Source organism: Vibrio plantisponsor (assembly GCF_013041605.1).
GTDB classification, from domain to species: domain Bacteria; phylum Pseudomonadota; class Gammaproteobacteria; order Enterobacterales; family Vibrionaceae; genus Vibrio; species Vibrio plantisponsor.
In genome coordinates this window covers 20,445-47,078 of sequence record NZ_JABEQC010000020.1, presented here as the reverse complement: position 1 = coordinate 47,078, position 26,634 = coordinate 20,445, and the positions used below count along the sequence as shown (strand labels likewise).

Sequence of the window (26,634 nt, the reverse complement as noted above, 5' to 3'; positions counted from 1 at the left end):
ACCGTGGTCAACGTGGCCGATAGTACCAACGTTTACGTGCGGTTTCGTACGTTCAAATTTTTCTTTAGACACGATCGTGTTCCTTCCTAGTTATGATTCACCTTAAGTCACGTACACTCAAGGCGCGCCAGAAATTGCTATTTTATGCGCCAACGCTCGTCAGCGCAATAGATTCGTTATTAATCAAATAACGTTAACCGCGTTCCGCAATAATTGCTTCTGCAATATTTTTAGGAACCTCAGAGTACTCAGCAAACTCCATAGAGTAAGAAGCACGTCCTTGGGTCGCAGAACGTAGGTCCGTTGCGTAACCAAACATCTCAGAGAGTGGTACTTTAGCATGGATAATTTTTAGACCAGCAAGGCCATCATCCATACCTTCGATCATGCCGCGACGACGGTTTAAGTCACCAACAACATCACCCATCCAATCTTCAGGAGTAGTTACTTCAACTTTCATTAGCGGTTCAAGAATAACTGGGTTTGCTTCAAGCGCACCTTTCTTGAATGCCATTGATCCAGCGATTTTAAACGCCATCTCACTTGAGTCGACATCGTGGAATGAACCATCAAATAGTGTAGCTTTAACATCCAATACTGGGTAGCCAGCTAACACACCGTTGTTCATTTGCTCCTCGATACCTTTCGCTACCGGGCTAATGAATTCCTTCGGAATTGCACCACCAACGATCTCATCAACGAAGACAAAGCCCTGACCCACTTCAGCAGGTTCAATCTTCAGCCAAACGTGACCGTATTGACCACGACCGCCAGACTGACGAACAAATTTGCCTTCTACTTCCGATTTACCACGAATGGTTTCACGGTAAGCAACCTGAGGTTTACCCACGTTGCAGTCAACGTTGAATTCGCGTTTCATACGATCAACGATGATGTCTAGGTGAAGTTCGCCCATACCAGAGATCAGCGTTTGACCAGTTTCTTGGTCTGTTTCAACGCGGAAAGATGGATCTTCTGCAGCTAGTTTACCTAGTGCAATTGCCATTTTCTCTTGGTCAGCTTGAGAGCGAGGCTCTACTGCGATCTGAATAACTGGCTCAGGGAATTCCATACGTTCCAGAATCACTTTATGGTTCTGGTCACACAGAGTATCACCTGTAGTCACATCTTTCAGACCGATCGCTGCAGCGATATCGCCGGCACGAACTTCTTTAATTTCTTCACGCTTGTTAGCATGCATTTGCACGATACGACCGAAACGCTCTTTCTTCTGTTTCACTGAGTTGTAAACAGCATCACCTGAATTTACCACACCAGAATAAACGCGCATGAAGGTTAGAGAACCTACAAATGGGTCCGTCGCAATCTTAAATGCTAATGCTGAAAACGGTTCGTTGTCGTCAGCATGACGCTCAACTTCACGATCGTTTTCATCAACACCTTTGATTGAAGGTACGTCAATCGGCGCTGGTAGGTATTCAATCACCGCATCCAGAACCGCTTGTACACCTTTGTTTTTGAACGCACTACCACAAGTAGCCAGTACGATTTCGTTGTTCAGTGTACGTTGACGCAACGCTTGCTTGATTTCAGCTTCAGTCAGCTCGCCATCATCAAGGTATTTTTCCATCAATTCTTCGCTTGCTTCAGCGGCAGTCTCAACCAAGTGGCTGCGCCATTCCTCAGCAAGTTCTTGCATATCAGCTGGAATGTCTTCGTATGTAAACGTCATGCCTTGGTCGGCTTCATTCCAGTTGATTGCTTTCATCTTGATAAGGTCGATAACACCTTTAAACTCTTCTTCCGCACCAATGTTTAGTTGGATAGGAACCGGAGTTGCACCAAGACGATGTTTAATTTGGTCTACAACGCGTAAGAAGTCTGCGCCTGCACGGTCCATTTTGTTTACAAATACAATACGTGGTACGTGGTATTTGTTAGCTTGACGCCATACAGTTTCAGACTGAGGTTCAACGCCTGATGCTCCACAGAACACAACCACTGCACCATCAAGTACACGAAGTGAACGCTCTACTTCGATAGTAAAGTCTACGTGTCCTGGGGTATCAATGATGTTGATGCGATGATCTTGGAACTGTGCTTCCATACCACGCCAGAAAGTCGTAGTCGCAGCTGAAGTGATTGTGATACCACGTTCCTGCTCCTGCTCCATCCAGTCCATGGTTGCGGCACCATCGTGAACTTCGCCGATTTTGTGAGAAAGGCCAGTGTAGAACAGAATACGCTCAGTAGTGGTAGTTTTACCTGCATCTACGTGAGCACAGATACCGATGTTACGGTAGCGCTCAATAGGAGTTTTGCGAGCCACGATTGAATCCTCTTATTAGAGATAGGGACTATTGCTATAGCTAAAAACGTTCTCAGCTAAAAACTATCTTCGAGAAAAAATACTGTCCTCTAGATATAGCAATAGTTCCTAGCATAAGCATAGGAACTAAAGAAGTGCTGCAAGGAACCTTGCAGCACTGAAAAGGTATTACCAACGGTAATGAGCAAACGCTTTGTTCGCTTCAGCCATACGGTGAACGTCTTCACGTTTCTTAACAGCTGTACCTTTGTTTTCTGACGCGTCTAGCATTTCAGCAGCTAGGCGAGCAGCCATAGATTTTTCACCACGCTTGCGCGCAGCTTCAACTAACCAACGCATAGCAAGTGCGTTACGGCGAACCGGACGTACTTCTACTGGTACTTGGTAAGTTGAACCACCAACACGGCGAGACTTAACTTCTACCGCTGGGCGTACATTTTCAAGAGCTTCTTCAAATACAGCTAAGTGATCTTTACCAGATTTCTCAGCCATAGTGTCTAGTGCAGTGTAAACAATTTTCTCTGCAGTAGATTTTTTACCGTCAACCATAAGAATGTTAACGAATTTTGCCAGCAGTTCAGATTTGAACTTTGGATCTGGAAGGATCTTACGCTGACCAATAACGCGACGACGTGGCATGGATTTTCTCCGTTGTCTTTTTCAGGTTATCCAAAACTTTTCAGTTTCTTCAAAAATTAAAAATAATTTAGTGTTTGGCCTTACTTAACGGGGATCCATTAAGACTTAGGACGCTTCACACCGTACTTAGAACGAGCCTGTTTACGGTCGTTCACGCCAGCACAGTCAAGTGCACCGCGAACAGTGTGGTAACGCACACCTGGAAGGTCTTTAACACGACCACCACGGATTAGAACAACTGAGTGCTCTTGAAGGTTGTGGCCTTCACCGCCGATGTACGAAGTCACTTCGAAGCCGTTTGTTAGACGTACACGACAAACTTTACGAAGTGCTGAGTTAGGTTTTTTAGGTGTAGTAGTGTAAACACGAGTACATACACCACGTTTTTGTGGGCACGCTTCTAGTGCAGGCACGTTGCTTTTAACAACTTGCTTTACACGAGGCTTACGTACCAACTGGTTAATAGTTGCCATTAACTAGCTCCTGATTTGCTGAAATTAGCTTTGTGAAAAATCTATCCCTACTCACAATGCGTAAATAGGGACGCAAAATTCTATGCAGCAGTGGGATGTGTGTCAAGAAATATACAGATCTTTTTTTAGCCCATTGCTGAGGATAAAAATGAGAGAAAATTGATAAAGAGATGAATAGCTACCAAGATATTGATTTTGCTTGACTTACCGTCAGCTCAACAAACTCGAATTTATTGACAATTTGAATGTTTTCCGCCGTCTTTTTCGACCACCCTCTCGCCAGAAGATCCTCTTCCAAAACAAATACCAGATTTGCCTGTGCAATTTGCTTGAAATACTCACAATGCTCACTGGTTGCGTAAACGGCATTTTCCACCAGCAATAAAGCATCTTCTTGTTGCAGATAACGAGACACAAGCTTCAGTTTTTCCAAAGATTTTACGATGTGTAGCACGTGAGCCCCTCAGAAAGTTAAAAGTTGGTCGAACTCATTCCAATGAGCTGCGATTTGCTGTGGGGAAAGAACTTCTCCCTCGATAACTAAGTCGCTCGGTTCAAGCTCCCAGTCTTGCAGGCTTTGAGAGCAAATATAACGCTGCTCAATATCATATAAATCAAGCAGTTTATAAGCGCTAATGTAATCGCGACTCAATACTTGAGACGGTTCCTGAGCCTTGAGGAGTTGCAGTACCCCTTCTCCGACGAAAAAAATGGCCAGATCTTCTGAATAGGCTGACGCAGCTAAAATAGCGTCTAACCCTTCACGTGCGGAAGATGTAGCATGAGGAGGAGTATGGAAAATAAAGGCGATTTTTTTCAAAACTGAATCACTCTATCCTGACTAAGCAACGCTTCGGCTAGACTACCCAGCCCAGATTGCTCAAAGTGCTCTGCGAGGTTATCTGAAGGTAATTGATGCTGACTCGCTTCATCTTTGCCAATCACACCACGACGCAACGCTGCAGCCACACACGTTTCCAAACGAACCTGATGTTTAGTCGCCAGCGATTGCCAAGCTTTCACCAGGTCAAACTCATCGTTGGCGGGAACCGTCAGTGATGACGCATTAAATACACCGTCTTGATAGAAAAAGACACTTTTTAGCTGGTGCCCTTTTTCTATCAATGCCTCGGCAAACAAATAAGCGTTACGCGCCGATTGAGTTCCGTATACAGACCCATTTACCACTAAGGTATAAGTTAACGAAGTGTGGTTCGAACTCACGCTTCATCATCCTCTGTTTTACGCTGACGGATATACAGATAAACAGTGTGCTTAGAAATATTCAGACGGTCCGCAACGCGGTTAATCGCATCTTTAATATCGAAGATACCTTTGTCGAACAGCGCCATAACGATCTGACGGTTCTTAGTGTTATTCGACACGGTTTTATCCGTGTTGATTTCTTCAATTGTGCGTTCAACCGTTTGGTCCACCAGCTCTTCGACATCGCTCGCGAAGTTAACTGAAGATGCAGCATCTTGCGCTTCTTGAGTTGGCATAAACGATTGAAGAACTTGAGAGAATGGAGCATCAAGGTTGACGTTAATACACAGCAAACCAATAACACGATTCTCACCATTACGAATCGCAACCGTAATGGATTTCATCAATACGCCACCCTTAGCGCGGGTGAAGTAAGAACGAGAAAAGTTGCGTTCTGAACCTTCGATATCTCTTAACATCTTAAGCGCAAGGTCGGTGATCGGTGAGCCGACTTGTCGACCTGTGTTTTCACCATTGGCGATTTTAATTGCAGAGGTATTTAAATCTTCTAATGAGTGCAAAACAATCTCACAAAAAGGACCAATCAAGCTGGCGATACCATCTACAACAGCTTCATAAGAGCGCAAAATCACCTTGTCGTGCTCAGTGAATGGTTTCACGTGCACGGATTCCATTTCGAGCAGCATGTCTGCATTATTAAATGTTTCTGTTGTTGTCACTGTACTTTGACCTTAAAACGCAAAATCAACAAATTGTTGTAAGTCTATCAGAAAATTTTATTTGAATGCTTAGCTATATCACTAACAAGTGATTTGAGACAAATTATGTGCTCAAACTCACTGAAAGAAAAAAGACCTGAACAAGTCAGGCCTTTATCAACGATTAAAGATAACTTATTGAGCCGCAGCGTCGCCGTTATCAATTTTCAGTAACTCAACTTCAAATACCAGTGTTGAGTTCGCTGGAATTGTTGGCGTGTCTTGTTCGCCATATGCCAGCTCAGGCGGAATAACGAACTTGAATTTAGAACCAACAGGCATCAACTGAACGCCTTCAGTCCAACCTGGGATAACACGGTTTAGAGGGAAAGTAGCAGGTTCACCACGATCGTATGAACTGTCGAACTGAGTGCCATCTGTCAAAGTACCTTTGTAGTGTACTTGAACAGTATCGGTTTCTTTTGGCTGTTCACCTTCTGCTGGCGTGATCACTTGGTAAAGTAGGCCAGATTCAGTTTTCTTCACACCTTCTTGCGCTTCAAAATCAGAGCGGAACTTATCACCCGCTTCTTTACTTGCTGCTGCTTTCTCAGCCGCTTTCGCTTGCATGGTTTCAGCCACACGTTTGTCCAACGCTTCTAGAGCCGCACGAGTATCTTCTTCAGTAAGTTCTGCTTTGCCAGCGAAAACGTGTTCAATACCCTGAAGTACAAGATCTTTGTTTAGTTCGATACCAATTTCACGAGGCTTATCTAAGCTGGTGTTTAGGTAGTTCGCGAAAGAAACACCAATAGCGTATGCCGCTTTATCATCGTCCGTTTTAAAAGTGACTGCTTGTTGCTCTTGTGCTGCCGGAGTCGCTTCCGCTTTCGGTGCTTCATCTTTCTGGCAGCCGACTGCAAGAATGACAGTTGCAGCTAGCAGTGACACTTTAAATAGTGATTTCATTGAATTCTCCAAATTGTTGGCAAAGCTTATTTTATTGGTAAAGCTTCAGTATCATGCACAAAATCAGTTATCTAACTGGTGCATAACAAAAAGTTGTACCAATATAGCGGTATGTTTTGAGATTGTCTCTACGGATAATTAGACCTAATGCGGATAATTTACCATCTCACACTCTGTTTTACTGTCATCGTTGCGTTAAACGGCTGCTTTTTCTCTGGAAAAGAGCTAGAGCGCTGGGATTTAGAACCCAATGGTTCTGCCAGTTTCGGCTTAAGTCGTGACGGCCGATTTGCTCTTATCTATTCCCAAGAACACCAATTGGTTCTCTGGGATTTAAACTCCCGAGAGAAACTTGCGGAGCTCGGTGCTCAAGATCCACAACAAAATACCGTATCACGTATTCGAATTTCGGATAACGGACAATTTGCCGTGACGGCTAGCCAGATTAACTTTGCCGTTTGGAATCTCGCTTGGTCACAAGCAAAAGGTCTATGGTCCATATCCGATGGATTAATCCGTGATATTGATATCAGCAGCGATGGTCAACAAGTCCTACTCGGTCTGTCTAATGGCAAAGCCATTTACGTCGATTTAGTCAGCGGAAGACGGATGGAGTTCCTCGCTCACCAAGAAAAAGTCAATTCTGTCGCTCTTTCTCCAAACGGACGCTATGCCCTCACAGGTGGTAATGACTATAAAGCTTACTTTTGGGACACTAAAACCGGACAAATTATCCACACCTTTGAACACCAGCAAAGAGTGAATCGCGTCGCACTGCAACGCGATGGTAAATTCGCTTTTACTTCTGACGGTGGTGATGAATCTTATATTTGGCAACTACCAAGCGGAGCTCAGCAAGCACAGTTGCACAGTTTTTCTCGTCAATTAATATTTTCCACCGCCCGCTTTTCTGATGACGGAGCTTTTTTAGTCACAGGAACGCCTTCAAGCCGAATAGAAGTTTGGGACAGTAAAACCGGCGATAAACTGGATAGCTTTGAAGCTGAGCCGAGAAAAGATGCGCGCCCTCCGCGAGCAGTAGTGTATGATGCCGCTTTCGATTCAAAGCAGCGAATCGTATCAGGTACTTCCGCAGGCATAGCACAGGCTTGGCAGATGAGTAATTAAACCTGTAGAACGAACGACTGTAGACCATGACGATATGGGTATTACGATGACAGAACAACACACAGTACAGTTACAGCAACGTATTGATGATTTGGAATGCAAAGTCGCGTTTCAAGAACAGACGATTGATGAGCTAAACGAAGCTCTCGCTCAGCAACAGTTGTTGATCAACAAAATGAAAGATCAAATGAAGTATGTTGTTGGGAAAATGAAAAATATGGAAACGTCAAATATGGCGGATCCAAGCAAAGAACCACCACCACCACATTACTAACACTTTCTGGTAAACATGGGCTTTAAGCAAAGTAATAAGCAATAACAGCGCCAGCTACCACTAAGCATCCACCAAGGCGGCGAAGTTGATTATCCGGTTGTTCGCTGAGTTGAGCGACCATTTGTCGCCAGCCATTTGGGGCAATTAAAGGACCAAGTCCTTCTACCACCAACACAAGTCCCAATGCCACCCAAAGTGAATTCGACATTATTTGTCCCCATAAAGAAAGGCTCCCAAAGGAGCCTTTTTAGTCAAACTTAAATGCGTTACTTAGTAACCGCGCCTTTTGCGTTATTCATGTACTGGAAGAAGTCACTCTTCGGATCCAACACTAAAATGTCGCCTTTCTGGCTGAACGATTTCTCATAAGCTTTTAACGAACGTACGAAACCGAAGAACTCAGGATCTTTGTTATACGCTTCAGAATAAATTTTCGCAGCTTTTGCGTCTGCTTCACCGCGAGTAACTCGCGCTGTTTTGTCTGCTTCAGCTAGGATAGTCGCCACTTCAAGTTCAGCTTGAGCACGGATAACTTCCGCTTTCTCACGACCTTGAGAACGGTGTTTACGAGCAACCGATTCACGTTCTGCACGCATACGACGATAGATAGATTCACTGATTTCATCAGGTAAGTTGATTTTCTTCATACGGAAGTCAACCACTTCAACACCTAAGTCTTTCATCGCACTTTGACGAGTATCGTTAAGCACGTTTTCCATGATCTGATCACGCTGACCATCAATTTCTAACGCCTGCTTCGCCGCTTCGGTTGTCACAACTTCTGCATCAGCACTGTCTGGCAACACATCTTTGTTGCGTGGACCAGATACAATCTGCTTGATTTCACGCGAACCGATTTCTGAACGTAATACGTCAGTCACTTTACGCTCAAGTAGCGCTTCAGCCGTAAGAGCATTACCACCACCTGTTGCTAAGTAGTATTGACCGAAGTCTTTGATACGCCACTTAACATAAGTATCGATAATTACGTCTTTTTTCTCTGACGTTACAAAACGGTCAGAACGGCCATCCATCGTTTGAATACGTGCATCTAAAGATTTCACACGGTCAAACAGAGGCATTTTAAAGTGCAAGCCCGGCTCATAGATTTTCGCTGCGTCGTTATTGTCTTTCATTACTCGACCGAATCGAATAACAAAGCCTTTCTCCCCTTCAGGGATAACGAACATAGACATCAACAACAAAGCAAGAACAACAACCACAACAGGGATCATTAACTTACGCATAATTAGTATCTCCCTTGACGTGAAGTAGTTGAACGATTTTGAGCATCAGTTTCAGTATCAGTCGCTGAACGCTGAGACTCTAACTCAATGTTGTCATAAGTCGCTGACGACTTATCTGCACGTTTAGTCGGAGCTGTCTGTTGACCTGCTAACTTATCGATTGGCAAGTAAAGCAAGTTACCGCTCGATTCAGAATCGATCAGCACTTTAGACGTATTGCTGTATACCTCTTCCATCGTATCTAGGTACATACGGTTACGTGTAACTTCAGGTGCCGCTTTGTACTCTGGTAATAGTTTCTCAAACTGAGCAACTTGACCCAAAGATTCGTTAACTACACGTTCACTGTAACCCAATGCTTCTTTTTTCAGACGTTCTGCACGACCAGTCGCTTTAGGAAGAATCTCGTTTTTGTAAGCTTCTGCTTCACGAATGAAACGCTCTTCATCCTCACGAGCCGCGATCGCATCGTCAAAGGCATCTTTAACTTGCTCTGGCGGACGCGCAGACTGGAAGTTTACGTCAACAATCATTAAGCCCATATCGTAGCTATCAATGACTTGATTTAGCGTCTCTTGGGTACTTTGACGAATTTGTTGGCGGCCACTTGTCAGGATGCTATCCATCAGTGAGTCACCAATCACCGCACGCAGCGCTGAATCTGTCGCTTGGCGTAAGCTGTCGTCAGCATTGGTCACTCGGTATAAATACTTGAACGGATCAGCAACACGGTATTGAACATCCATTGCTACCGTCACAACGTTCTCATCTTTAGTCAACATAAGACCAGATGCACGCATTGAACGGATTGCCTGAATATTTACTGGTGTAACTTCATCAATAAAGCGAGGACGCCAGTTCAGACCTGGGTCAACAATACGGTCGTATTTACCTAGTCGTAAAACCACGCCGCGCTCAGCTTCGCTGATGGTATAGAAACCAGCAAAGAACCAGATAGCAATAGCGATAACTGCGATAACACCAAAACCAATGGCACCACCACCAGAGAAAGAAGGCCCTTTACCGCTTCCACCTTTGTTACCAAATTTTCCGCCCAGTTTTTGACTCAGCTTGTTAAACACTTCGTCTAAATCTGGCGGACCTTGCTCACGGCCGCCTTTGTCACCGCGATTATTGTTATTACCCCAAGGGTCATTATCGCGGCCATTGTTGCCGTTGTTATTTCCGGGCTCATTCCACGCCATTAGAAAGCTCCATCATTTGATATGACGTTATACTTTAGCAGTCCTTTAAGTAACTATAAAGTCACGTAAAACTGCCTCTTCTCTTTTTTCTAGTCTAGACCAATCTACTTGCTGCATACGAATTGATATCAGCAAATTGCCATCAGAATCATACTCTTCGTCCTGAATGCACTTCATTTGGAAGAAAGTACTGCGGATTCTGCCTTGATGTTGTGGCGGAACTCGCAACCTGTATTCAACTATTTGGCTAGCCAGACGCTCAGTCAGAGCTTGGAATAGCAGATCAATGCCTAAACCATCCATTGCCGAAATCCATACGGTTCTCGGCACACCTTCATCATCTCTTTCAATGCGAGGCTCTTGAACGTCTAGATTGTCAATCTTGTTCATGACTAACAGGGTTGGCACTTCGTTAGCGTCAATCTCCTGTAACACATCATTTACAGCTTGAATATTCTCACGAAAACGGTCATCGCTGGCATCAACAACATGTAACAAAATGTCAGCTTCTTGCGTTTCTTGTAACGTTGCCTTAAATGCCGCTACTAAATCGTGCGGTAGATGACGAATAAACCCTACGGTATCAGCCAAGATAGCAGGACCAACATCCTTGAGTTCAATTTTTCTTAGCGTAGGGTCCAGCGTTGCAAACAATTGGTCTGCCGCGTATACCCCAGCTTCAGTAATTCGGTTAAATAGGGTCGATTTACCCGCGTTGGTATAACCAACCAATGACACCGTAGGTATCTCTGCACGGGTTCTAGCACGCCTACCTTGCTCACGCTGCTTAGCTACTCGATCTAAACGGCGCAAAATCGCTTTAATACGTTCACGCAGTAAACGTCTGTCGGTCTCTAACTGAGTTTCACCCGGTCCACGTAGACCGATACCACCTTTCTGACGCTCCAAGTGAGTCCAACCACGAATCAAACGAGTCGAGATGTGACGTAACTGAGCTAACTCAACTTGCAACTTACCTTCGTGAGTACGAGCACGCTGAGCAAAGATATCGAGGATCAAACCAGTTCTGTCTACGACACGACACTGACAAAGATGTTCGAGGTTACGTTCTTGGGCAGGAGAAAGAGAATGGTTAAAGATCACGACATCTGCTTCTGTCGCTTGAACCGCTTGTGCGATCTCTTGGGCTTTACCTTCACCAACATAATATTTAGGGTGAGGAGATTGACGACTTCCTGTTACGACCTGAAGTGTCTCTACTCCTGCAGAAGATACCAGCATTTGGCACTCGCTGAGATCTTCCCATTCACCCTGTTGCGTGAAGTTGATATGAACAAGTACGGCTCGCTCACCGGCTTCATAACGGTCAAACAAGCTATCAACTCCTTAATAAATATAGCTTTATATTACTATTATTAATCTTCTGATTTCTCTGAAGGACGATCTGAAGGAGAACGCTCTGCAGTGTGGTGACTTACTGGACGAGCAGGTACCACAGTAGAAATTGCGTGCTTGTAAACCATTTGGTTAACAGTGTTCTTCAGTAGGATCACAAATTGATCGAAAGACTCAATTTGGCCTTGTAGCTTAATGCCGTTAACCAGATAGATAGACACTGGAATACGCTCGCGACGTAATGCATTTAAGAATGGGTCTTGTAGAGATTGCCCCTTAGCCATTTTATTTTCCTTATTTGTATTTTGTTGTAGTTATTTAGCTAGCGGTGCACTAAAAGTCTGTGCAGACCATGCCTATGAGCTAAATGAATAAAACCCCGTTGTTACTAAATATGGTGATAAAAGCACCAAAAACAAGTAACGATCCCTGACAGGGTAAATTACGCAAAAGCGATCACATTATACACAGCGAAATCAATCTAACGCTATGGCATTTGAAACTGTTTCGAATGCAAGATCAATGTTTTCACTATCTAACCAAGTTAGATCATCCCAGCTGCGCAACCAAGTGATCTGGCGCTTGGCCAATTGACGGGTTGCACAGACTCCACGAAAGATCGCTTCATCTAAAGTACAGTTCCCATCTAAATAGTCCCACATCTGTCTGTAACCAACACATCGAATCGACGGCAGATCAGGATGAAGATCTTTTCGAGCATAGAGTGCTTTCATTTCATCTTCAAATCCATTCTCAACCATTTTTTCGAATCTTAGCTCAATTCGACGATGGAGCTCTGCCCTTTCCTTGGGTGCTATTGCAAACTGCTTAACTCGAAATGGAAGTGGTTCTCCTTTCGTTTTAGTCAGCTCAGTAAGAGTTTTACCTGAAATTCGATAAACTTCCAATGCCCGTGACAATCTTTGTGGATCATTTGGGTGGATTCTCTCAGCAGAAACCGGATCGATCGCTTTTAACTGGTCATGCAAAGCACCCCAACCCAGTTCGATCGCTTCTTTTTCAATCTGTTGACGAATTTCTGGATCCGCCGCAGGAAGTGGCGATAATCCCTCCAACAGCGCTTTGTAGTAAAGCATTGTGCCGCCCACCAGCAGTGGGATCTTGCCCTCAACAACGATGTCGTTCATTTCTTTTAGTGCATCGCGTCTAAAATCCGCAGCAGAATAAGATTCACTCGGATCCAAAATATCAATTAAGCGATGCGGAGCAAGTTCTTGCTCGCGAGCGTCAGGCTTCGCTGTACCAATATCCATACCTTTATAAATCAAAGCCGAATCGACACTGATGATTTCAATCGGGTACTTTTGGCGCAAGCGTATTGCCAGCTCTGTTTTGCCCGATGCGGTTGGCCCCATAAGAAACAGAGCTAAAGGTAATTGTTTGGTCATGAGTTTTGCTTAAATGTTTAATGCTTGGATAGTCGCTGTAAAATCGACAGGCTTAACAAAATGTGCATCATGCAAAGGCAACTTGCCTTGCCATAACTGCTCTAATTCAGCAATCAACTGAATCGCTTCAGACAAAGTGTAGCTGGATTTGTTCACTGTCACATGATCACTTAACCACTGAGCGAGCACTTGAGTATCAAGCTCACCTTCACCCTGCGCTAAGTTTGAAGCGGCGTAAGATAACAGATCTTGAACTAAATTTTGTAAGTTTTGCTGGCGCAATGGTTGGGGCACTCCCATCAACATGACGCTTTGTGCTGAGCGACGCTGAAACTCAATACCAAACCTAGCAAATACCGCCTGATAATGCTCTAAGGCTGAAACTTCTTGTGACGATATTTTCAGTGATAACGGTACGAGCAGCGGCTGACTTTTTAACGCCCCTTGCTCAACATTCAGTTGCCCAAGCACTTTGAACCATTCCGCTTTGTGCAGTGAGACCAGAACACAACCACTAGGGGAGTTCATCAGCAAATATCGTTCTTGAACAATAGAGATCGCTTTGCCCAGTTGCTCAATAAGCACAGGTTCGAGAGAAGATTGTGAAGAACCTGTTTTTTCAAGCTCGTGTTTATCAACGTTGTTTACCGGTGCAGTTGCTGACTTTTCAGTATGCTCAGGTGTTTTCATTAATTCCTGATAGGCATAGACTTCAGCTTTGCTCGGCGATTTAGAAACCACTCTCTCCTGAGGCGATTTACTCTTCGCTCTGTCGGATACCATCCACTCACTACGTTGCGCATTTTCTCGCACCTGATAGGAATCATTTTGTGGTGAATAACTTCGCTCTGAACTCGCCTTTCTTGGATAGGCAGGTGAATTTTCGACAGCTTGCCTAGCTCTTTCCTCAGCCTCTTCAGACCGCTTGACGGGTTCGTGAGTATCTTGCGTATGATTCAGTTCGTCAGGAGAGTGGAACGCTCCCTCATTAATGCTTGGAGCATCAATATGCTGGCTCTCAGCCAACGCGCTGCTTAACGCTTGATAAATAAAATCATGCACTAAACGAGCTTGATGGAATCGCACTTCGTGTTTGGCTGGATGGACATTGACATCCACCTGATGAGGATCGATTTCGATATAAAGCACATAAGTAGCGAATTGATCCGCACGCAGACTACTTTCATAGCTTTGACGAATGGCATGATTGATCAACTTATCGCGCATCATGCGTCCATTGACGTAGCAATACTGAATATCGCTTTGCTGACGGGCTCCTTCAGGTGTCGTAATCCAGCCATGCAAACGCAAGCCCTGATGCTCAAGCTCAATTTTCAACATTGAACGAACAAAGGCGCTACCACACACTGCGGCGATGCGTTTTTCCGCCTGAATTTCCGTTTTAGCGGCTCGGTACTGACGCACCATTTTCCCGTTGTGTCGCAGGTTGAATGTCACATCAAAACGACTTAATGCAATACGCTTCAGAAGTTCATCAATGTGAGTAAATTCGGTTTTCTCGGTACGCAGAAATTTGCGGCGAGCAGGAGTGTTGAAGAACAAATCCAGAACTTCAACCGTGGAACCAATCGGATGCGCTGCTGGTTGAAGTTTAACTTCCATCTCGCGCCCTTCGCTATAAGCGGACCAGGCTTCTTCTTGGGTTGCCGGACGCGAAGTTAGCGTTAAACGAGAAACAGAGCTGATACTCGCCAGTGCTTCGCCTCGGAACCCGAGGCTAATAATCGCTTCAAGATCATCCAAAGTATGGATTTTTGACGTCGCATGGCGACTCAGCGCCAAACCAAGTTCCTCTTTTGCTATTCCACAACCGTTATCGCGGATACGAATAAGCTTAGCGCCACCCTTCTCGATATCGATATCGATTCGTGTAGCGCCAGAGTCTAAACTGTTTTCCACCAGCTCTTTCACTACTGATGCAGGTCTTTCCACTACCTCACCCGCAGCGATTTGGTTTGCTAAACGGGCGGGTAATATTTGGATGGTCATAATCTTGATTACTTGTTTGGAATAATGAGCACTTGTCCGACGGCGAGCTGATCGGAGCGTAAATTGTTCGCTTTTCTGACACTATCAACATCGACGCCATACTGGCTAGATATCTTGCCTAAGTATTCGCCTCTTTTCACTGTATGTTTGCGTAAAGGCTTATCTTTCAGGCTCACCGTAATTCTCAATTTCTGCCCTAGTTTAAGAGTGTCAGATTTTAAACTGTTCTCACGCTTAATCTCAGCCACAGAAACTTTATAAGTGCTGGCGATCTTACCTAAATAATCACCTTTCGCGACCGTATGGGTAATCGTTTCGGTTTCTACCGGATTACTCACGACAGGAACCGGAATCGGGCTTGAAATACCACCCGGAATAGTGATGACTTGGCCAACTGATAAACTGTTACTGGTTAATTTATTGGTTCGTTTAATCGCTTCAATGCTCGTGCCGTACTTGTGAGCAATAGCAGAGAGTGAATCGCCTCGCTGCACTTTGTATTTCTGAGTCTTATTACGATTCGCGAAAAGTGTCCCTTCTGGCGGGTTCTCTTCAAAATATTGGGTTATCGCCTTTGCAAGCGCACGAGCCAGTTTGTCTTGATGGCTACGTTGGAAGAGTAACTGCTCTTCAGTAGGGTTAGAGATAAACCCAGTTTCCACAAGAACTGAAGGAATATCCGGTGATTTCAGAACAGCAAGACTGGCATTGACCGGATCAGCTTTGTGCAGGTGTGCCACTTTACCCATTTCGCTCAGGATGTTGGTAGCCACCTTGTAGCCTTCCTTTTGCGAATGGCTAAACTGTAAATCCAATAAGGTTTGGCTTACGTTTCGGTCACTGTTGTTCTTAGCTAATACCTGCCCGGCACCACCAAGCAACTCGGATTGCTGCTCATGATTCTCAACCCAACGGGCAATTTCTGTATTCGCACGACGTGTATTGAGAACGAACACAGAAGCTCCCCTCGGTTTCGGCGAGCTAAATGCGTCAGCATGAATCGAAACCAACAAATGGGCTTTATTCTTACGAGCAATTTCTGAACGTTTATTGAGGTTAACGAAGTAATCTCCGCGACGGGTGAGCACACCTTTAATACCCGGAACTGCATCCAACTGGTCAACTAACTTCTTTGAGATACTCAGCGTGGCATTCTTTTCGTATTTGCGAGTTGGGCCAATTGAACCTGGGTCTTCGCCACCATGTCCAGCGTCAATAGCAACGACAATATTGGCATTGCCATAAAATTGAGAGGCGTCTCTGCTCACCTGAGTTTGAGAGCCAGAGCTCGAACCGCCTTGCGATGAAGCATCATCATGAGGTAGGTCAACGACCAGACGATGTCCATATTGTCCGCCGGGAGTCGGCGCTAATGTGAATAATTTGGCTGGGGATTTTTTCTTTAACTCAAACACCAGACGATAAGTACCCTTATCTGGAGGAGAACTGGCACGAATCTTCGTCAATACATCACTATCCGTTACCTTCATCGGTAACTTCGATTTTGATGAGGTATTTTTAAGATCAATCACTAGCCTTTCGGGGCTAGTCAGAGTGAAATAGGTAAAACTAACTTCCGATTGAACATCTATCACCACTCGAGTTTCGTCTGGAGAGGGCCAAACACGAACCCCCTCTAGAACATTGGCACTCGCATTAGAAGTGATGAATGCTATCGCTAAAGTGAAAAAAACTACAAAAAGGCGCAGGCGCGATCCTATCAACATAACTCCAACTGACTCAGTAACGTACGTCCATAATCATTATTGGCTGTCAGCAACGCTTGGCGTTGTTCACCATCGTAACGAATTTCAATATCTATATCCGATGTCGGCAATAGCCCTTGGCCTTTCTCTGGCCACTCCACCAAACAAATAGCGTCGGCAGTAAAATAGTCGCGGATCCCCATGAATTCTAATTCTTCAGGATCAGCTAAACGGTAAAGATCAAAGTGATAAACCTGCCAGTCAGCCAATTGGTATGGCTCAACCAGTGTATAGGTTGGGCTTTTGACATTACCTTGATGGCCTAAAGCACGAATAAAACCACGGCTAAAAGTTGTTTTGCCAGCACCAAGATCTCCGTGCAAATAGAGGGTCGTTTGCTGAGAACACAACTTTGATAGCGCTGTGCCAAGTTTTACCGTCTCTTGCTCATCTTTTAAAATAAACGTCTTAGTGCTCATTCAATACTTTCTCAAATTCATCTCAGGATCGTTTGATCCCAATGACTATATAAAAACCAATAGAAACCGAATAGTAAACTGGTATCGAATTGAGAGACAAGATCTCTTGTGTAAGCAAACAGAAAAATGTCTGTATGAACTCGCTAAATAACGTGAAGATCCTATCTTTTTACCTTGAGTGGTTCGAGTTTGAGCTAGATCCACTTGGTGAGATCCGTTAAGATCCGCTCCCTTTTAGGCTAACAATCCTAGTACATACTTCGCCATGAACTATCAAGCACTCGCTGATCAAATAAAACAATGGGCTACTGAACTCGGTTTCGAGAAAGTAGGCATCTGCGATATTGATCTTCATGAACATGAAATGGCTCTGCAAAAATGGTTAGATGCCGGATATCATGGCGAGATGGATTGGATGGCAAGGCACGGGATGATGCGTGCTCGTCCAGCAGAACTTTTGCCCGGCACAATCCGAGTCATCAGTGCACGGATGAACTACCTTCCTCCGAAAGCCCAATTCGCGTCGAACTTATCCGATCCGACTCAAGCCTATATAAGCCGATATGCTCTTGGACGTGACTATCACAAATTAGTTCGCAACCAATTGAAAAAACTCGGTGAAAAGATAGAAAAGGAAGTCGAAAAGTTAAGTTATCGTCCTTTTGTCGACTCAGCGCCAATCCTGGAGCGCCCGCTTGCCCAAAAAGCAGGATTGGGTTGGACAGGTAAGCATTCGCTTATTCTCGATAAAGAAGCGGGGTCTTGGTTTTTCCTTGGTGAACTATTGGTAGATATTCCTCTGCCGGTGGATACACCTTCGGAAAATGAATGTGGCAAATGCAAAGCTTGCATTACCTCTTGCCCAACGGGTGCGATTGTCGCTGATGGTATTGTCGACGCAAGGAAGTGCATCTCCTATCTCACCATAGAGTTCGATGGCATCATTCCTGAAGAATTTCGTACAGCGATGGGAAATCGTATTTATGGGTGTGACGACTGTCAGCTCGTTTGTCCTTGGAATCGCTTTTCCGATCTCACACAGCAAAAGGACTTTCATCGTAGGGAGTCTTTTGAATCACCAGACTTATTGAGTTTGTTCGCATGGGATGAAAAAACCTTTCTGCAAAAAATGGAAGGCTCTGCCATTCGAAGAATTGGCCATCTGCAATGGCAGAGAAATATCGCCATTGCACTAGGCAATGCACCCTATTCGGAACAAATTGTTTCTGCTTTAGAAAAGGCTAAAGGCCAATCAGAGACTTTGGATGTGCACTTAAATTGGGCTATAGAAAAACAATTGGCGAATCTGCCAAGCTCCGTCACGAGCCATCAAAGGCTCATTCGTATAGTGCAGAAAGGGCTTCCGAGAGACGCGTAGTGAACCAATATAACGACTGATTACGCACAATTAATAAGCATATTCTTTGATACGCTTCTCAAAATGCACCAATGTGGAAAAAATTTCAAAGACGCGTCTATTTTTATATTTGAGAAAAGTTAGTCACATTAGCAGGAAATGATTAGGATCAATGAAAATACAGTTAATGATCGTTTTTTGACTATCCACATTAACATTAAGAACATTGCATTTTCATTAAAATCATATAGTTAAATAAAGATTCAACTATTCACTCAATCTCTATTACCGCAAAAGATCCTACTGACTCAAGCATTTTTTATTGTAAAAAACAAATTATTCACTGAGTTATCCACATGCAAAATTTGTGGATAAGTCTGTTAATGAACAGTACAAAGAATGCCTGAACACACAGTATCAAAGGGATAAAGAGGCAAGTTTATGATTTGCGTTTATCTGGGGGTATTCTGCCTATGGGAATAGGAGAATTTCTTATTAGGGGGCTTATGCTTCACAGCATTATAGAAAGAGCATTGGCAGATTGCCAAATAATTGCAGTATTAAAAGAAAAAAAATCTGCGAACGAGCGCAGTTTACTTTTAATATTTTGAAATTGGTTGCGGGGGCCGGATTTGAACCGACGACCTTCGGGTTATGAGCCCGACGAGCTACCAAGCTGCTCCACCCCGCGTCCGTATTGTATCACCGTTAAGCACGATGAAGGCTTTTACTTTCTAATGAAAGAAACTGGAGCGACACACGAGGTTCGAACTCGTGACCTCAACCTTGGCAAGGTTGCGCTCTACCAACTGAGCTAGTGTCGCATGATTAACCGCATTTTGCGTTTAATCTAAATTTGGTTGCGGGAGCTGGATTTGAACCAACGACCTTCGGGTTATGAGCCCGACGAGCTACCAAGCTGCTCCATCCCGCGTCCGTATCATTGTTAAGCACAATGAGAGCTTTACTTTCTACTTAAAGAAAGGAATTTGGAGCGACACACGAGGTTCGAACTCGTGACCTCAACCTTGGCAAGGTTGCGCTCTACCAACTGAGCTAGTGTCGCAATGTCATTGTTCAGCACAATGAAAGCTTTTACTTTCTATTTAAAGAAAGTTTTGGAGCGACACACGAGGTTCGAACTCGTGACCTCAACCTTGGCAAGGTTGCGCTCTACCAACTGAGCTAGTGTCGCATTGTCATTGTTCAGCACAATGAGAGCTTTCGCTTTCTAACTAAAGAAAGTGGAGCGACACACGAGGTTCGAACTCGTGACCTCAACCTTGGCAAGGTTGCGCTCTACCAACTGAGCTAGTGTCGCATGATTAACCGCATTTTGCGTTTAATCTAAATTTGGTTGCGGGAGCTGGATTTGAACCAACGACCTTCGGGTTATGAGCCCGACGAGCTACCAAGCTGCTCCATCCCGCGTCCGTAATCATTGTTAAGCACAATGAGAGCCTTCGCTTTCTAACTTGAGAAAGTGGAGCGACACACGAGGTTCGAACTCGTGACCTCAACCTTGGCAAGGTTGCGCTCTACCAACTGAGCTAGTGTCGCATCAACAACGTTTCCGTTGTTCAGGGCTGCGAATTATAAGAGCATTTTTGTGTGATGCAAGCCCTTATCGAAAAAAAAATTCTTTTTTTTATCGCTTGACTAAAAAGCATCCGCAAACAACGCTTTTTGCTTAAAAGACCACCAGCTTCGGTTAGTCATTTAAGATTTCACTTAAATTCGAGCCCACGCATTATGCGAGATAAACCGTTATTCTGACAGAATTATTTGCAACTTATTTTGCGACCGACGTATTTTTAACCGTACAGCACTAATATCCGCGTAAACTGACATTCGTAAAAGCTTCCGACTTTGAAAGCTTCTGACAAGGAAAGTAAAAAGGAAAATGGATTGAGCAAACTAGTCCCTCAGCCACTCAAGCGTAAAATTTCACTACTGCTGGTGCTGATCACCACTTTTTTCTTCCTATCTGGTTGTGGCTCAATGCCAAAGCCTATGCGCAACTTAGGAAAAAGTGATGTTGATTTTGTTATGGATGTTCATGCCAAACAGCAAAAACAGATGCTGATGGAATTAACTCGTAAACTTTACGTTCGCAACCCTTGGCAACTCAGAAAAAGTTCCGGCATGAGTGTGGATGCTCGTATGGCGCAGATATTCGGCACCTACAATACAATTGAAATTCCCTCTTTGATTTTTGACGAACTGAACGGAGTCACTGGCGTTGATGCGATTCTTCTTAGCTTCGATGAAAACTTTCAGGGAGACAGGGTTTTCGCCGCTATGGTTGGATTAACAGAGATGCTCAGACGCTCTTACAACCACCAGCAGGAATTTTTCATTATCGATTCATTAAATGAGCAATCCCTTTATAACAGTGCTCGTAACATTGAAATTTTTGTCTGGCGTCTCTATCAACGCAGAGACAGTAAAGGTGAATTGTTTCTGCTATCAAACCGCATGGGAGAATCGGATTACGACATCAGCTTTGATCGGTTGTTTTCCAAAATGGTGATGGTTCAGGACATGATGGCCTTGATCGTGGCCGATAAAACCAATCGCGGTATTACCAAAGTGGTTCAAAGTGTTGCTCAACTGGCCTTTCTACCCGTTCCATAAAAAACCGCAGCGATTGCTGCGGTTTGATTCACGTATATTCGCTTAAATCGACATGATGGTTTGACGATAATATTTAAGCTCGGCGATTGATTCACGAATATCATCTAACGCTAGGTGACTTCCCTTCTTAGAGAAACCGTCCAACACTTCAGGTTTCCAACGGCGAGTCAGCTCTTTCAAAGTACTTACGTCGATATAGCGATAATGGAAATACTCTTCTAATTCTGGCATGTGTTTATAGAGGAAACGGCGATCTTGTCCAATACTGTTACCGCAAATCGGTGATTTTCCGCGAGGAACCCATTTTTCTAGAAACTCGATAGTTTGTGCAACGGCTTGTGCTTCTGTCACTGTGCTTTGGCGAATACGCTCAACCAGCCCGCTACCAGTATGTGTGTTGGTACACCAATCATCCATTTTGTCTAACTCTGACTCTGGTTGGTGAATCGCCAACACAGGGCCTTCCGCCAGAATATTTAACTCACTATCGGTGACAATAGTGGCTATTTCGATGATTTTGTGAGCTTCAGGGTCTAAGCCAGTCATCTCTAAATCGATCCAAATAAGATTTTGATCGCTATAAGACATAAGTGAGTGCCTATATGGGTTTGTCGATAAAAGAGGTACTATACCCAAATTCAGATAGCCAAGAAACCTAGCTCACCGCATTTACTCAAATGTGTATAGCTTCAAATTTGGCACAAACTCAATCAAATTCATCAGTACCATCGAATTCATAAAAGTAGATTATAGTGGCAAAGAAAAAAAAGCTGACTAAAGGCCAAGTGAGGCGAGTAAGAAACAACCAACACCGCAAACTTAAGCAAGACGACTCCGTACAATGGGAAGAGTCAATGCTTGAAAGCGCAAAATTAGGCTTGGTTATTACGCGTTTTGGTCAACATGCTGACATCGAAGATCCTGAAACAGGAGCGATTCATCGCTGCAACTTACGACGTGGCATTGAAAGCCTCGTCTCTGGTGACAAAGTGATTTGGCGGCCGGGTAATGAAATTCTGGCGGGAATATCTGGTGTCGTTGAGGCTGTAGAACCTCGCACCTCAGTGCTGACCCGTCCTGATTATTATGACGGTTTGAAGCCAGTTGCTGCCAACGTTAATCAGATGATCATCGTCTCTTCTGTATTGCCAGAGTTATCGCTCAACATCATTGACCGCTACCTCATCGCTTCAGAAACACTGGAAATTGCGCCACTGATTGTCCTCAATAAGATTGATTTATTAACTGACGAGCAGCGTTTGCAATATCAAGAGTCTCTGGCTGAGTATGAGCGCATCGGTTATGAAGTGCTTTACGTCAGTAAGCAAACCCGCGAAGGCATTAAGGCTTTGGAAGAAAAACTGCGCGATAAGATCAATATCTTCGTCGGTCAGTCAGGCGTGGGTAAATCCAGCTTAGTCAATGCACTGATGCCCGAATTAGCCGAGTCGGTAGAAGAAGGCGCTATCTCTGAAACTTCAGGTTTAGGTCAACACACAACGACTGCGGCTCGTCTCTACCACATTCCATCTGGCGGTGATTTGATAGACTCTCCGGGAGTTCGTGAGTTTGGCTTGTGGCATTTAGAAGCCGATGACATCACCAAAGCTTATGTTGAATTTCGTATTTACTTAGGTGGTTGTAAATTCAGAGACTGTAAGCACGGCGATGATCCCGGCTGTATATTACGAGAAGCCGTTGAGAAAGGTGAAGTGAGCCGAACTCGATACGAGAACTATCACAGAATCATCGAAAGCATGGATGAAAACAAAGCTAATCGTCAGTATTCGCGTAATAAGAAAGCGGATCTGTAGCGAGATTTTGTTGCCATTTATAACCAAATTGCTGACACCTGTGGCGATTTTCAGTAACATCTCGCGCCCAAAGCTCAAGGTTTGCTGACCTTTTGAGTAGAACAGACAATTTGGCCCATTGTTCTAAACACATTGGACCTAAACACATTGGAATGAAACACAATGGATAAAATTAAAGTTGGACTGCAGTATTGGATTCCACAACACGGTTTAACTCGCTTAGTCGGTAAGTTAGCCTCAGCTAAAGCGGGTGGTCTAACTACAGCCGTTATCCGCTGGTTTATCAAACAATATAACGTGAACATGGATGAAGCTCTGCATTCAGATCCAAAGCACTTTAAAACATTCAACGAATTCTTTGTGCGTGAACTAAAGCCTGGTGCTCGTACTATTGTTGAAGATGAGTTAGTGATTACTCACCCAGCTGATGCTTGCGTGAGTCAATTTGGCCCTATCAACAATGGACAGTTGATTCAGGCAAAAGGCCATGATTTCTCAGCACAAGAGCTGTTAGGTGGCGATGCGAAATTAGCTGAAGAGTTCCGTGATGGCGAATTCGCAACACTGTACTTATCCCCTCGCGACTACCACCGAGTGCACATGCCGTGTGATGGTACTTTACGTCAGATGATTTACGTACCGGGTGATTTGTTTTCAGTTAACCCACTAACGGCTGAAAACGTACCAAACTTGTTTGCTCGCAACGAACGCGTGGTTTGTATCTTTGATACTGAATTCGGTCCAATGGCTCAGGTATTAGTAGGTGCAACCATCGTTGGTAGTATTGAGCTAACTTGGGCAGGAACTGTAACGCCTCCTCGTGGTAACACGGTTTACCGTTGGGACTATCCGGCCACGGGTAACAAAGCAGTTTCATTCAAGAAAGGCGAAGAAATGGGTCGCTTTAAACTTGGCTCAACAGTCATCAACCTGTTTGCTAAAGACGCAATCCGCTTTGATGAGAGCATGAAAAATAATGTCCCAACTCAACTAGGTACACCATACGCTCACATCAACAAATAAGCGTGTCTTCATCTTTTAAAATGCCCAGCTAAGTCTGGGCATTTTGTTTTGACCTAACCCACACATCCGCCTTTTATCTCGGCAAAAAACCAAAACTTTAACCCCGCTCTAAGACCCTATTAATTCAACGGTTTAAGATTGAGCATTCTTCTTGGAGTGAGGATGTTCCCATGCCGACTTTGCAACCCATGTTGCTCATAAAACTGTTAGTGTGCCTTTTGATTCCTCTTGGTGTCCTGATGATGCCAATTGATGCGATTCCCATTGATAACCTCACTCTGATACAACATCGATTACTGGCGATCTTCTTGCTGGCAGCACTCTTATGGGTACTGGAACCTGTACCTGTGTTTGCAACTTCGATATTCATCATCACCCTTGAGCTCATCATGATCTCAAATAAAGGGTTACATTGGTTTCGAGCACCTTCAGAAGGTCATGAGTTAGGCGTACTCATTCCTTACACTGAAATATTCAGTGCGTTCTCCTCACCTATCATCATTTTATTTATGGGTGGCTTTGCACTGGCCATCGCAGCATCAAAATATGAGTTGGACAACAACTTAGCCCGAGTGCTGCTCAAGCCTTTTGGAACTCAACCAAAATTCATCATGCTTGGTTTGATGCTGATTACTTCTGTGTTTTCAATGTTTATGTCCAATACCGCAACCACGGTAATGATGCTGGCATTATTAGGACCTATTGTGGCATCGGCACCCAAGGGCGATTTAGGTATTAAAGCTTTAGTGTTGTGTATCCCTATTGCGGCAAACACGGGTGGTATTGCGACGCCAATAGGCACACCTCCCAACGCTATCGCACTGCAGTATCTAACGGGTGAGCACAGTATTAGTTTCTTATCTTGGATGACCATGGGTCTGCCCTTTGTCTTTATCCAGCTCACCTTCGCATGGTTCTTATTACAAAAGTTGTTTCCCTCTTCTCAACCATCCATGACGCTTAAACTTGAAGGAACGTTTATGCGCAGCTGGCGAGCTATCGTGGTGTACATCACTTTTGCTGCAACCATAATTCTATGGATGACAACCTCGCTGCACGGTATGAACACCTATGTGGTAGCAGTAATCCCGCTAGCGATATTTACCTTAACTGGCATTATGGGCAAAGAAGAGCTCAAACAAATCAACTGGGACGTACTCTGGCTGGTTGCCGGTGGTATTGCGATTGGTATTGGTTTAGAACAAACCGGTTTAGCAAAAGCTCTCGCGCACGCGATTGATTACGAGTCTCTGTCACCAATGTCCGTTGTTATTACGCTCTCAATCATCTGCTGGCTAATGGCAAACTTTATGTCAAATACCGCAACCGCGAACTTATTGATGCCAATCGCAGCCGCAATTGGCACATCAATGCAAAGCTTATCCGAAGTTGGCGGTATTCAGGGACTGCTGGTTGTTGTCGCGTTTTCAGCTTCTTTAGGGATGATTTTGCCCGTTTCTACACCGCCGAACTCACTGGCGTATTCAACAGGATTAATCGAAAGCCGAGACATGGCAAAAGCAGGGGTCATCATTGGTGTGGTTGGCTTGTTGATTGTGTATATCGCTACTTGGATACTCACCTAGCCGACTTTCCTTCACTCAAAATCTCCCTTCTATAAGGGAGATTTTTGTTATCAGCTACACAGCATTTCCGGTCACAGCATGACCCATAAGAAGCATTAATAATGCTGCCATTGCTTTCATCGTAAATGATATGAATTTACTTTGTTTTCCCAAACCTTGATGGCATATTGAGTACCCTTTTCTCTCCCTCTCAAGGATCAATCATGGGCTATGAATGGCTGGCGCTTGCTGCGGCATTTCTTTGGGCTATTGCCAGTTTACTTTCTGTTACTCCAGCCAGACATCTCGGAACCTTTGCCTATAGCCGATGGAGAATGGGCTCGACGTTTACTATTTTAGCCACAATGGCACTAATTACCGGTGGCTGGTCAACGGTAGAAGCATCAGCCGTTCCTCCAATGATGTTATCGGGACTTATCGGCATATTCATCGGTGATACCGCACTCTTTGCCTGCTTGAACCGTATGGGACCTCGCCAGTCTGGCTTGCTTTTCTCTTGTCATGCTGTTTTTTCAACTGTATTGGGCTATTTTCTCTTTAGCGAAAGCATGACGCCTCTTGAACTCTTAGGTTCAACGCTGGTCTTCTCTGGTGTATTAACTGCCATCTTTTTCGGCAGAAGAGGACAAGCCAGTAACCATTTAGAAATGGTGCATGGCAACGTTTGGATAGGGTTAGGCTTAGGGTTAACCGCAGCGCTATGCCAAGCTTTAGGTGGTGTAATTGCAAAGCCAATTATGCAGACGGATATTGATCCTGTAGCCGCATCCTCAATCCGAATGCTGACGGCGTTTGTCGCCCACTGCTTACTGCGAGCGACCGGAACTCGCGTTGCACGCCCGACTCAGAAAATGAACTGGCAAATTTTTGGTATTACTACCGTCAACGGGTTTATCGGTATGGCGCTGGGCATGACGCTAATTTTATATGCCCTGCGAGAGGGTAATGTAGGTATGGTTGCTCTGCTTTCTTCCACTACACCTATCATGCTATTGCCTATACTTTGGATCTATACCAAACAAAGACCGAACCGTTTTGCTTGGCTAGGCGCGATTGTCGCCGTCGCTGGAACAAGCATTTTGGTCTACTAGCAATCTATTTTTAGTT

General features: G+C 44.4%; 26 protein-coding genes and 8 tRNA genes. 8 read left to right on the top strand and 26 right to left on the bottom strand.

All coding sequences use genetic code 11. The annotated features are described in order from the left end of the window. Nucleotides 1-193: 193 nt before the first annotated feature. The 8 genes from fusA to fkpA form a co-directional block, all read right to left on the bottom strand. Complete coding sequence (fusA, locus tag HKI82_RS19530; RefSeq protein WP_171138923.1) at nucleotides 194-2,290, bottom strand: elongation factor G; 2,097 nt, start codon at nucleotides 2,288-2,290, stop codon at nucleotides 194-196. Nucleotides 2,291-2,458: 168 nt separating this feature from the next. Further along, a complete protein-coding gene (gene rpsG, locus HKI82_RS19525; RefSeq protein ID WP_042490263.1) occupies nucleotides 2,459-2,929 on the bottom strand; it encodes a 30S ribosomal protein S7 in 471 nt (156 codons plus the stop codon). Between the two features lie 98 nt (nucleotides 2,930-3,027). Continuing rightward, complete coding sequence (rpsL, locus tag HKI82_RS19520; protein WP_042490261.1) at nucleotides 3,028-3,402, bottom strand: 30S ribosomal protein S12; 375 nt, start codon at nucleotides 3,400-3,402, stop codon at nucleotides 3,028-3,030. Nucleotides 3,403-3,580: 178 nt separating this feature from the next. Further along, entirely contained in the window at nucleotides 3,581-3,856 is a 276-nt protein-coding gene (tusB, locus tag HKI82_RS19515; protein ID WP_171138922.1) for a sulfurtransferase complex subunit TusB, read from the bottom strand. A gap of 9 nt (nucleotides 3,857-3,865) precedes the next feature. Then, nucleotides 3,866-4,222 (bottom strand): sulfurtransferase complex subunit TusC, encoded by a 357-nt coding sequence (gene tusC / locus HKI82_RS19510; RefSeq protein ID WP_171138921.1) that lies wholly within the window; start codon nucleotides 4,220-4,222, stop codon nucleotides 3,866-3,868. Continuing rightward, a complete protein-coding gene (tusD, locus tag HKI82_RS19505; RefSeq protein ID WP_102967333.1) occupies nucleotides 4,219-4,626 on the bottom strand; it encodes a sulfurtransferase complex subunit TusD in 408 nt (135 codons plus the stop codon). The genes tusC and tusD overlap by 4 nt, the downstream gene beginning before the upstream one ends. Continuing rightward, entirely contained in the window at nucleotides 4,623-5,348 is a 726-nt protein-coding gene (locus tag HKI82_RS19500; RefSeq protein WP_042490253.1) for a helix-turn-helix transcriptional regulator, read from the bottom strand. The genes tusD and HKI82_RS19500 overlap by 4 nt, the downstream gene beginning before the upstream one ends. 174 nt (nucleotides 5,349-5,522) lie before the next feature. Continuing rightward, nucleotides 5,523-6,296, bottom strand: a complete 774-nt coding sequence (fkpA, locus tag HKI82_RS19495) for an FKBP-type peptidyl-prolyl cis-trans isomerase (protein ID WP_171138920.1) — start codon at nucleotides 6,294-6,296, stop codon at nucleotides 5,523-5,525. 147 nt (nucleotides 6,297-6,443) lie between these two features. On the opposite strand from fkpA, the gene HKI82_RS19490 reads away from it, so the two are divergent. Together HKI82_RS19490 and HKI82_RS19485 are read left to right on the top strand one after the other, a co-directional pair. Continuing rightward, complete coding sequence (locus HKI82_RS19490) at nucleotides 6,444-7,424, top strand: WD40 repeat domain-containing protein (protein ID WP_171138919.1); 981 nt, start codon at nucleotides 6,444-6,446, stop codon at nucleotides 7,422-7,424. A 46-nt stretch (nucleotides 7,425-7,470) separates the two neighbouring features. Next, nucleotides 7,471-7,698 (top strand): SlyX family protein, encoded by a 228-nt coding sequence (locus tag HKI82_RS19485; protein WP_042490246.1) that lies wholly within the window; start codon nucleotides 7,471-7,473, stop codon nucleotides 7,696-7,698. A gap of 22 nt (nucleotides 7,699-7,720) precedes the next feature. Here HKI82_RS19485 and HKI82_RS19480 read toward each other — a convergent pair whose 3' ends face one another. The 9 genes from HKI82_RS19480 to tsaE form a co-directional block, all read right to left on the bottom strand. Next, the gene (locus HKI82_RS19480) at nucleotides 7,721-7,906 is read right to left on the bottom strand and encodes a DUF2065 domain-containing protein (RefSeq protein WP_102943124.1); all 186 of its coding nucleotides are present in this window, start codon (nucleotides 7,904-7,906) and stop codon (nucleotides 7,721-7,723) included. A 58-nt stretch (nucleotides 7,907-7,964) separates the two neighbouring features. Further along, a complete protein-coding gene (gene hflC / locus HKI82_RS19475; RefSeq protein ID WP_102943125.1) occupies nucleotides 7,965-8,945 on the bottom strand; it encodes a protease modulator HflC in 981 nt (326 codons plus the stop codon). Nucleotides 8,946-8,947: 2 nt separating this feature from the next. Continuing rightward, nucleotides 8,948-10,150, bottom strand: coding sequence for an FtsH protease activity modulator HflK (gene hflK / locus HKI82_RS19470; RefSeq protein ID WP_102943126.1), 1,203 nt, complete (start codon nucleotides 10,148-10,150; stop codon nucleotides 8,948-8,950). A 45-nt stretch (nucleotides 10,151-10,195) separates the two neighbouring features. Next, complete coding sequence (hflX, locus tag HKI82_RS19465; RefSeq protein ID WP_102943127.1) at nucleotides 10,196-11,485, bottom strand: ribosome rescue GTPase HflX; 1,290 nt, start codon at nucleotides 11,483-11,485, stop codon at nucleotides 10,196-10,198. Between the two features lie 41 nt (nucleotides 11,486-11,526). Further along, nucleotides 11,527-11,790 (bottom strand): RNA chaperone Hfq, encoded by a 264-nt coding sequence (gene hfq, locus HKI82_RS19460; RefSeq protein ID WP_042490235.1) that lies wholly within the window; start codon nucleotides 11,788-11,790, stop codon nucleotides 11,527-11,529. A gap of 192 nt (nucleotides 11,791-11,982) precedes the next feature. Next, on the bottom strand, nucleotides 11,983-12,915 hold the full coding sequence (miaA, locus tag HKI82_RS19455) for a tRNA (adenosine(37)-N6)-dimethylallyltransferase MiaA (RefSeq protein ID WP_171138918.1): 933 nt from the start codon (nucleotides 12,913-12,915) through the stop codon (nucleotides 11,983-11,985). 9 nt (nucleotides 12,916-12,924) lie between these two features. Next, a complete protein-coding gene (mutL, locus tag HKI82_RS19450; RefSeq protein ID WP_171138917.1) occupies nucleotides 12,925-14,925 on the bottom strand; it encodes a DNA mismatch repair endonuclease MutL in 2,001 nt (666 codons plus the stop codon). Between the two features lie 8 nt (nucleotides 14,926-14,933). Further along, on the bottom strand, nucleotides 14,934-16,652 hold the full coding sequence (locus HKI82_RS19445) for a LysM peptidoglycan-binding domain-containing protein (RefSeq protein WP_171138916.1): 1,719 nt from the start codon (nucleotides 16,650-16,652) through the stop codon (nucleotides 14,934-14,936). Then, nucleotides 16,646-17,110, bottom strand: a complete 465-nt coding sequence (tsaE, locus tag HKI82_RS19440) for a tRNA (adenosine(37)-N6)-threonylcarbamoyltransferase complex ATPase subunit type 1 TsaE (RefSeq protein ID WP_042490231.1) — start codon at nucleotides 17,108-17,110, stop codon at nucleotides 16,646-16,648. The genes HKI82_RS19445 and tsaE overlap by 7 nt, the downstream gene beginning before the upstream one ends. Nucleotides 17,111-17,375: 265 nt before the next feature. On the opposite strand from tsaE, the gene queG reads away from it, so the two are divergent. After that, nucleotides 17,376-18,488, top strand: coding sequence for a tRNA epoxyqueuosine(34) reductase QueG (queG, locus tag HKI82_RS19435; protein WP_102943130.1), 1,113 nt, complete (start codon nucleotides 17,376-17,378; stop codon nucleotides 18,486-18,488). Nucleotides 18,489-19,081: 593 nt separating this feature from the next. Here the strand turns inward: queG and HKI82_RS19430 are convergent. The 8 genes from HKI82_RS19430 to HKI82_RS19395 all read right to left on the bottom strand — a co-directional run bounded on the left by HKI82_RS19430 (nucleotide 19,082) and on the right by HKI82_RS19395 (nucleotide 20,027). Further along, a tRNA-Met gene (locus HKI82_RS19430) sits at nucleotides 19,082-19,158 on the bottom strand. Between the two features lie 57 nt (nucleotides 19,159-19,215). Beyond that, nucleotides 19,216-19,291, bottom strand: a tRNA-Gly gene (locus tag HKI82_RS19425). Between the two features lie 33 nt (nucleotides 19,292-19,324). After that, a tRNA-Met gene (locus tag HKI82_RS19420) sits at nucleotides 19,325-19,401 on the bottom strand. A 56-nt stretch (nucleotides 19,402-19,457) separates the two neighbouring features. Next, nucleotides 19,458-19,533 (bottom strand) — tRNA-Gly (locus HKI82_RS19415). Between the two features lie 53 nt (nucleotides 19,534-19,586). Then, a tRNA-Gly gene (locus HKI82_RS19410) sits at nucleotides 19,587-19,662 on the bottom strand. A gap of 50 nt (nucleotides 19,663-19,712) precedes the next feature. Continuing rightward, nucleotides 19,713-19,788 (bottom strand) — tRNA-Gly (locus HKI82_RS19405). Between the two features lie 33 nt (nucleotides 19,789-19,821). After that, nucleotides 19,822-19,898, bottom strand: a tRNA-Met gene (locus HKI82_RS19400). A 53-nt stretch (nucleotides 19,899-19,951) separates the two neighbouring features. Beyond that, nucleotides 19,952-20,027 (bottom strand) — tRNA-Gly (locus HKI82_RS19395). Between the two features lie 384 nt (nucleotides 20,028-20,411). On the opposite strand from HKI82_RS19395, the gene HKI82_RS19390 reads away from it, so the two are divergent. Then, entirely contained in the window at nucleotides 20,412-21,104 is a 693-nt protein-coding gene (locus HKI82_RS19390) for a hypothetical protein (RefSeq protein ID WP_102943117.1), read from the top strand. A gap of 42 nt (nucleotides 21,105-21,146) precedes the next feature. Here HKI82_RS19390 and orn read toward each other — a convergent pair whose 3' ends face one another. Further along, nucleotides 21,147-21,692 (bottom strand): oligoribonuclease, encoded by a 546-nt coding sequence (orn, locus tag HKI82_RS19385; RefSeq protein ID WP_102943098.1) that lies wholly within the window; start codon nucleotides 21,690-21,692, stop codon nucleotides 21,147-21,149. A 164-nt stretch (nucleotides 21,693-21,856) separates the two neighbouring features. Between orn and rsgA the strand changes: the two genes are divergently transcribed. From rsgA to HKI82_RS19365, 4 genes are all read left to right on the top strand, one after another. Next, the gene (rsgA, locus tag HKI82_RS19380) at nucleotides 21,857-22,918 is read left to right on the top strand and encodes a small ribosomal subunit biogenesis GTPase RsgA (RefSeq protein ID WP_171138915.1); all 1,062 of its coding nucleotides are present in this window, start codon (nucleotides 21,857-21,859) and stop codon (nucleotides 22,916-22,918) included. A 162-nt stretch (nucleotides 22,919-23,080) separates the two neighbouring features. Continuing rightward, on the top strand, nucleotides 23,081-23,941 hold the full coding sequence (asd, locus tag HKI82_RS19375; RefSeq protein ID WP_102943100.1) for an archaetidylserine decarboxylase: 861 nt from the start codon (nucleotides 23,081-23,083) through the stop codon (nucleotides 23,939-23,941). A 170-nt stretch (nucleotides 23,942-24,111) separates the two neighbouring features. After that, on the top strand, nucleotides 24,112-25,527 hold the full coding sequence (locus HKI82_RS19370; RefSeq protein ID WP_171138914.1) for an SLC13 family permease: 1,416 nt from the start codon (nucleotides 24,112-24,114) through the stop codon (nucleotides 25,525-25,527). Nucleotides 25,528-25,730: 203 nt separating this feature from the next. Then, the gene (locus HKI82_RS19365; protein ID WP_171138913.1) at nucleotides 25,731-26,618 is read left to right on the top strand and encodes a DMT family transporter; all 888 of its coding nucleotides are present in this window, start codon (nucleotides 25,731-25,733) and stop codon (nucleotides 26,616-26,618) included. The last annotated feature ends 16 nt before the right edge of the window (nucleotides 26,619-26,634 follow it).

Bases quoted from the DNA above. Each gene is read 5' to 3' on its own strand.
- hflK (WP_102943126.1), bottom strand. From the start codon at position 10,150: ATGGCGTGGAATGAGCCCGGAAATAACAACGGCAACAATGGCCGCGAT.
- mutL (WP_171138917.1), bottom strand. From the start codon at position 14,925: ATGACCATCCAAATATTACCCGCCCGTTTAGCAAACCAAATCGCTGCG.
- fkpA (WP_171138920.1), bottom strand. From the start codon at position 6,296: ATGAAATCACTATTTAAAGTGTCACTGCTAGCTGCAACTGTCATTCTT.
- asd (WP_102943100.1), top strand. From the start codon at position 23,081: ATGGATAAAATTAAAGTTGGACTGCAGTATTGGATTCCACAACACGGT.
- miaA (WP_171138918.1), bottom strand. From the start codon at position 12,915: ATGACCAAACAATTACCTTTAGCTCTGTTTCTTATGGGGCCAACCGCA.
- queG (WP_102943130.1), top strand. From the start codon at position 17,376: ATGAACTATCAAGCACTCGCTGATCAAATAAAACAATGGGCTACTGAA.
- tsaE (WP_042490231.1), bottom strand. From the start codon at position 17,110: ATGAGCACTAAGACGTTTATTTTAAAAGATGAGCAAGAGACGGTAAAA.
- HKI82_RS19480 (WP_102943124.1), bottom strand. From the start codon at position 7,906: ATGTCGAATTCACTTTGGGTGGCATTGGGACTTGTGTTGGTGGTAGAA.
- rpsG (WP_042490263.1), bottom strand. From the start codon at position 2,929: ATGCCACGTCGTCGCGTTATTGGTCAGCGTAAGATCCTTCCAGATCCA.
- HKI82_RS19485 (WP_042490246.1), top strand. From the start codon at position 7,471: ATGACAGAACAACACACAGTACAGTTACAGCAACGTATTGATGATTTG.
- HKI82_RS19490 (WP_171138919.1), top strand. From the start codon at position 6,444: ATGCGGATAATTTACCATCTCACACTCTGTTTTACTGTCATCGTTGCG.
- HKI82_RS19365 (WP_171138913.1), top strand. From the start codon at position 25,731: ATGGGCTATGAATGGCTGGCGCTTGCTGCGGCATTTCTTTGGGCTATT.
- hfq (WP_042490235.1), bottom strand. From the start codon at position 11,790: ATGGCTAAGGGGCAATCTCTACAAGACCCATTCTTAAATGCATTACGT.
- orn (WP_102943098.1), bottom strand. From the start codon at position 21,692: ATGTCTTATAGCGATCAAAATCTTATTTGGATCGATTTAGAGATGACT.
- hflC (WP_102943125.1), bottom strand. From the start codon at position 8,945: ATGCGTAAGTTAATGATCCCTGTTGTGGTTGTTGTTCTTGCTTTGTTG.
- rpsL (WP_042490261.1), bottom strand. From the start codon at position 3,402: ATGGCAACTATTAACCAGTTGGTACGTAAGCCTCGTGTAAAGCAAGTT.
- HKI82_RS19370 (WP_171138914.1), top strand. From the start codon at position 24,112: ATGCCGACTTTGCAACCCATGTTGCTCATAAAACTGTTAGTGTGCCTT.
- HKI82_RS19445 (WP_171138916.1), bottom strand. From the start codon at position 16,652: ATGTTGATAGGATCGCGCCTGCGCCTTTTTGTAGTTTTTTTCACTTTA.